Below are 4644 nucleotides of genomic sequence, written 5' to 3'. Positions count from 1 at the left end.
CTTTCCTCTTTGATGACTATGCGAATGGCCCGGGCCCGGGCGTTGCTGTGGGCGCTATCGTTGCGTCTTGCGGGGAGTGGTGGCGGGGAGGGCGCACAACGCGCCTGGTGCCCCGCGCCGCCGATGCAGCGGCACGGGGAAGGGCGGGGTCAGTAGATGTCTTTGGACAGCAGGGTAAACGGCGTCTTGAACAGGATCTTGATGTCCAGCCACAGCGACCAGTTGTTGATATAGCGCAGGTCGATATCGACGCGTTGCTGCATCTTCTCCAGGGTCTCGGTTTCACCCCGGCAGCCATTGACCTGCGCCAGGCCGGTGATGCCGGGCTTGATGCGATGCCGCGCCATGTACGCGCGAATCTTGCCCGAGTAGTAGTCATTGTGGGCGACGGCATGCGGGCGTGGGCCGACCAGTGCCATATGCCCTTGCAGCACGTTGAACAGCTGGGGCAGCTCGTCGATGGAGGTGCGGCGGATAAAGCGCCCTACGGGGGTAATGCGTGAGTCGTTGCGGCTCGCCTGGCGCACTTCGTGGTCGTCATGCACGCGCATCGAGCGGAACTTCCAGACCTTGATCACCTCGCCGTTCCAGCCGTGACGATCCTGCTTGAAAATTACCGGGCCGGGAGAGGTAAGTTTGATCAGCAGGGCGAACAGCAGCAGCAACGGGCTGAGCAGGATGATCGCCAACAGGGCCAGGCTCTTGTCCAGCAGCGACTTGCTCAGTGCGGCGGTCGGCCGGCTGGTCAGCGGGCTTTCATTGAGGAAGATCGCGGGCAATCCATCCACCTCGGCCACGCTGTGGTTGAGCAGCAGCATGTTGTTGAGGTCGGGCACCCAGATCACGTCCACGCTGATCTCCAGCAGGTTGAGGTACAGCGCCTCGATGTGGGTCGCTTCCTGGAGAGAGTGAGTGATGTACAGGCGGCGGATACCGTGCTGGCGGATCAGCGCGGGAAGATCGGGCAAGTCACCGAGGATCTGAGGCTGGGTGCCGGCCTGGGGGGAGGTGGTGCGGGGACCTACGAGACCGACCAGAGGGGAGCGTTTTTGCCTGGCGAGAGTATTGGCCAAGTCGGTTGCAAGTTTTCCCGTACCAATAATCAGCGATTTCTGGCGCTCATGTAGTTGCCGGTGGTAGTACCTGGATAGACTGTGAATGGGAATGTAGCAAAGGGCTAGTATTGGATAGCTGACAGCGGCCCACAGTAGCAGGATCTCGAAGGGAAACAGCGAACTGGCATTACAGGCTATGCCGACCGCGAACAATATGCCCAGGGTCAATAACCAGCCGGTGAATAATCGTCCCAGCCCAACAAAAAAGTCATCTTTTTTGCTATAGACGTCACATAACATGTAGGCCGGTATAGAGGCCAGTATTGTAATGGCTGCCAATATCCGGTAGTGGGATTCCAATTGCCCGGTCTTGAAAAGTACCAGTGAAAACAAAAGTACAACGACCACACTCAGGGCAATTGCCCACTGTCCCCAAAAGGTCAGGCCTTTGGGTGTAAGGTTACGATGCATTCTTCTGTTGTTAAGCATACTTCTGCTCCCTGTGGTATCCACTCACGTGCTGGCAGGTTAAAGCGAGGCGTGGTTTTAATGACTATCAAATGGCAGGCGCACGCGTAGGCGTGCGTATTGATAGTAATAAATGGCAGGGAGCAATGGCTGACGACTTATAACGCGGTCATGTTGTTATAAAATGGCAGATAGAAAGGCGTTCTAATAGGCAGGGTGAATTGTAATTTTTATGAAATAATTATTGTTCTGTGACGTTTGCGCGACTGCTCAGCGGGCTTTTTATTTTTTGTGTCAGGCAGTAGCCACGGTTACGCACCGCGCGGAACAGGCGTTCGCCATCATTCACGCGCTTGAACTTGTCCTGCAATCGGCTAAGGCACATTTCAAGCCCGCGATAGAGGTCGGGCTCACGTCCGATGTTGCGGATAAGTTCTTCCTTGCTGACCACACGTTCTTCATGGTTCAACATTTTCTTGATCAATGCCGACTCAATAGTGGTCAAGGAAATGCGTAGCCCACCTTTCACCAGCGCACGATCTTGCTGGGTAAGTAGCCAGACATCGGGGCCGCGTAATGCAGAGGATGAGTTAACTGTTTCCGCGGTGGTGTTATTCAGGTCCGGGTGTGTGACGTCTGATTTTAGAGCCGTGATGTTAGGTTTTTTTGATGCGTCGTAAAGTTGTCGGGTCAGCCGATTACTGGCTTCGTAAAGTCTTTTGGCGGCGACATAGTTACTGAGCCACAGATTGAAATTCTGCTCTTTGGTAACGGCGTAGGAACTGGTCGAAGCGTCCGATGTTTTTTCCACGGTTTCGATCAGCGGCCCGCTGTCGACGTCGTAATGTAAAAATGCCACATTTGGCGTGAAATCGTGCAGTGCGATTGACGGGTACGTCGATGTAAATGTGTGTTTCTTGAGAGAACTCATGGCATTCACCGATTCCAGGAAAGTACGGGGGTTCATAAACTATCAGCAGGGGAGAAGTAGGGGCCCTGAAAATAGTCAAAAGGCAAGCGTCTGGCGAGAAGTGCGCTGTCGGCGTGCTCGACGTTGTCGGCGATGAAGGAGACCCGGGTGGTGCTCATCAGCCCCAGCATCTGGTCGTAAAGCCGGTCGAACAGGCCCGAGCGGGTGTTCAGACTGAGCCTGAGGGCCGAGTCTGGAAAAGGCATTTTTATATAGTCATAAAGACTCAAGTCGATCAGCAGGTCGGTGTCTTTTGTATTTAATGTGTAATTGTTATAGGCAAGCTTCAGGTTGCTCCGGTCTTTCAGGCTATACAGTTGACGGATCATGCTCCGGCGTTCCAGCGGGCCCGGAAGGGTGTCCAGTGTATTTTCAACGCTGACAATGAGTTGTTGTCTGTTTTTTTCCAGCGTGTGTGAAGTATCGATAATTTCCTTGAGCAGGTCCTCATTCATCAACAGCGATTGCTCAATTCGGAAAAACTTGTGGAGGCCCGGGCTTTTATCCGCGCGCAAACGTTTACTTGTGCGGGCAAATGAACTCGGCCTGGCATGTTGCAGGGCTTCGCTGTAGGCGTCTTTAAGTTGTTCGGAATAAAACGGGCAGGCGTCATCACGCGGGCTGTCGAGCGCAGGCTCGGCGTGGACGCGGATCTCACTGCCCCACAGCGTGCAACTTCGTTCAAGTATCGCTTGCCGCGAAAAGGTGAAGCAGGCTGACGCCTCACGTAATAAGGTTCCGCTATTCACGGTTCGACCGCTCCCTGACGGGGTGGATATGATTAACCGAAGCCAGCCCTCTGCTTAGTTTGTAGCCGTAACCGCGAATGCTCTGAATTATATTGCTTCCGTAATGTGATTTTATTTTGCCACGTAACCGGCTAATCGATTTTTCGAGGGCCCTTGAATCATAAAATCGGGGATTCAGCCCCATTACCACGGCGATTTCATCATGGCTGAGCAATCGATTATGAATGAGCGCTTCCAGTACTTTCATTTCGACAAAGGACACTTCGAGCTTTTTGCCACCCCCGTAGATGCACATGCGGTCCTGATCGAGTAGCAAATCAGTATTACTTAGCCAGTATGTCTCGCTGAGGAACGCGGCAAACAGGGCAAGTTTTTTCTCGGGCGAGCTCTCGACGACCTTTATGCAGTAATCAGCGCCTGCGAGATAATATTTGGTTTTGCTTAGTGTAGTGGCGAAGGTGACAACCAGGAAAATGGTGCTGCCAGGATTTTCCGATCTGGTTTTTTTAATGATGTCCAGCGTTTGGGTGCTGGCAGAGGGGGTGTCGATCTCTATGATGATGGCACGGTAATGCCCATGGCTTGCATAGGGACCGATTAGTTGGCCGTAGGAGCGTGTATCGACTTTTAGATTTTTCGGTACAGTACGAACTATAAGCTCGCTGAAGTCCTCGGATTTCGATGGGGTCCGTGCAATAGCGAGGACGTTGGAAAAATGCATCACGTTGCTCCCTTTTCCGGCATGCGAGGCCGTCAATTCAATCGCTGCAGGCGTTTAGATGTTAATCGAATTGAATACGCCAAAACGTGACAAATTTTAACATTCGGCACTTTATTTGCGGGGGGTAAGGCGGATTTCAGGCGGGTGTTGAGAGCGGGTTTGTGGACCGGAGTACTCATATGCTAGTGCAAATTTTTTAGTGTGCGATAAGTATTTTAGGCGGGTTGATTTTTTTTGGCTGGAATGATTTAAGCCTTCTAGTCCCTTAGCTCTAAAAATGCTTATACGTGACTATTTATAATAATCCAGCAAGGCGATAGCGGGCGTCGTGTGCTGGGGGATGCTCGCGCGGTCGGCCAGGTAGCGCGCCGGCGGTTGGCCGATGGCCTTGCGGAACATGGTGATAAAGCCGCTGGCGTTTTCATAGCCGAGGTCCAGCGCCACCGTCTGCACACTTTCGCCTTTCGCCAGGCGCTGCAGTGACAGGATCACATGCAGTTGCCTGCGCCAGCGGCCGAAACTCAGGCCGATCTCCTCCAGCAACAAGCGCGTCATGCTGCGTTCGCTCATGCCGATGCGTACGGCCCATTCGCCCAGGGTGGCCTTGTCGCTGGGGTTGGCCAGCAAACTGTCGGCCAGGCGCCGCAGCCGAGTGTCCCGGGGCATGGGCAGGTGCAGGGC

General features: G+C 53.7%; 5 protein-coding genes. All 5 read right to left on the bottom strand.

The window, feature by feature from the left end; translation table 11 throughout:
- Nucleotides 1-149: 149 nt before the first annotated feature.
- Nucleotides 150-1544, bottom strand: a complete 1395-nt coding sequence (locus HX846_RS22210; protein ID WP_087694227.1) for an undecaprenyl-phosphate glucose phosphotransferase — start codon at nt 1542-1544, stop codon at nt 150-152.
- Between the two features lie 220 nt (nt 1545-1764).
- A complete protein-coding gene (locus tag HX846_RS22205; protein ID WP_178966100.1) occupies nt 1765-2454 on the bottom strand; it encodes a winged helix-turn-helix domain-containing protein in 690 nt (229 codons plus the stop codon).
- 32 nt (nt 2455-2486) lie between these two features.
- A complete protein-coding gene (locus HX846_RS39690) occupies nt 2487-3242 on the bottom strand; it encodes an EAL domain-containing protein (RefSeq protein ID WP_102605794.1) in 756 nt (251 codons plus the stop codon).
- Nucleotides 3235-3963 carry a winged helix-turn-helix domain-containing protein gene (locus tag HX846_RS22195; RefSeq protein WP_003211381.1) on the bottom strand — a complete coding sequence of 243 codons (729 nt, stop codon included), beginning with the start codon at nt 3961-3963 and terminating at the stop codon, nt 3235-3237. Before HX846_RS22195 ends, HX846_RS39690 begins: the two co-directional genes overlap by 8 nt.
- Nucleotides 3964-4254: 291 nt before the next feature.
- Nucleotides 4255-4644, bottom strand: a 390-nt coding sequence (locus HX846_RS22190) for a helix-turn-helix domain-containing protein (RefSeq protein ID WP_178966099.1), incomplete at its 5' end; no start/stop codon positions are given.

Origin of the sequence: Pseudomonas sp. K5002, from assembly GCF_013386655.1 — a bacterium.
Lineage (GTDB): Bacteria > Pseudomonadota > Gammaproteobacteria > Pseudomonadales > Pseudomonadaceae > Aquipseudomonas.
The sequence above is the reverse complement of the archived record's forward strand: the minus strand, read 5'-3'. Positions and strand labels throughout refer to the sequence as shown.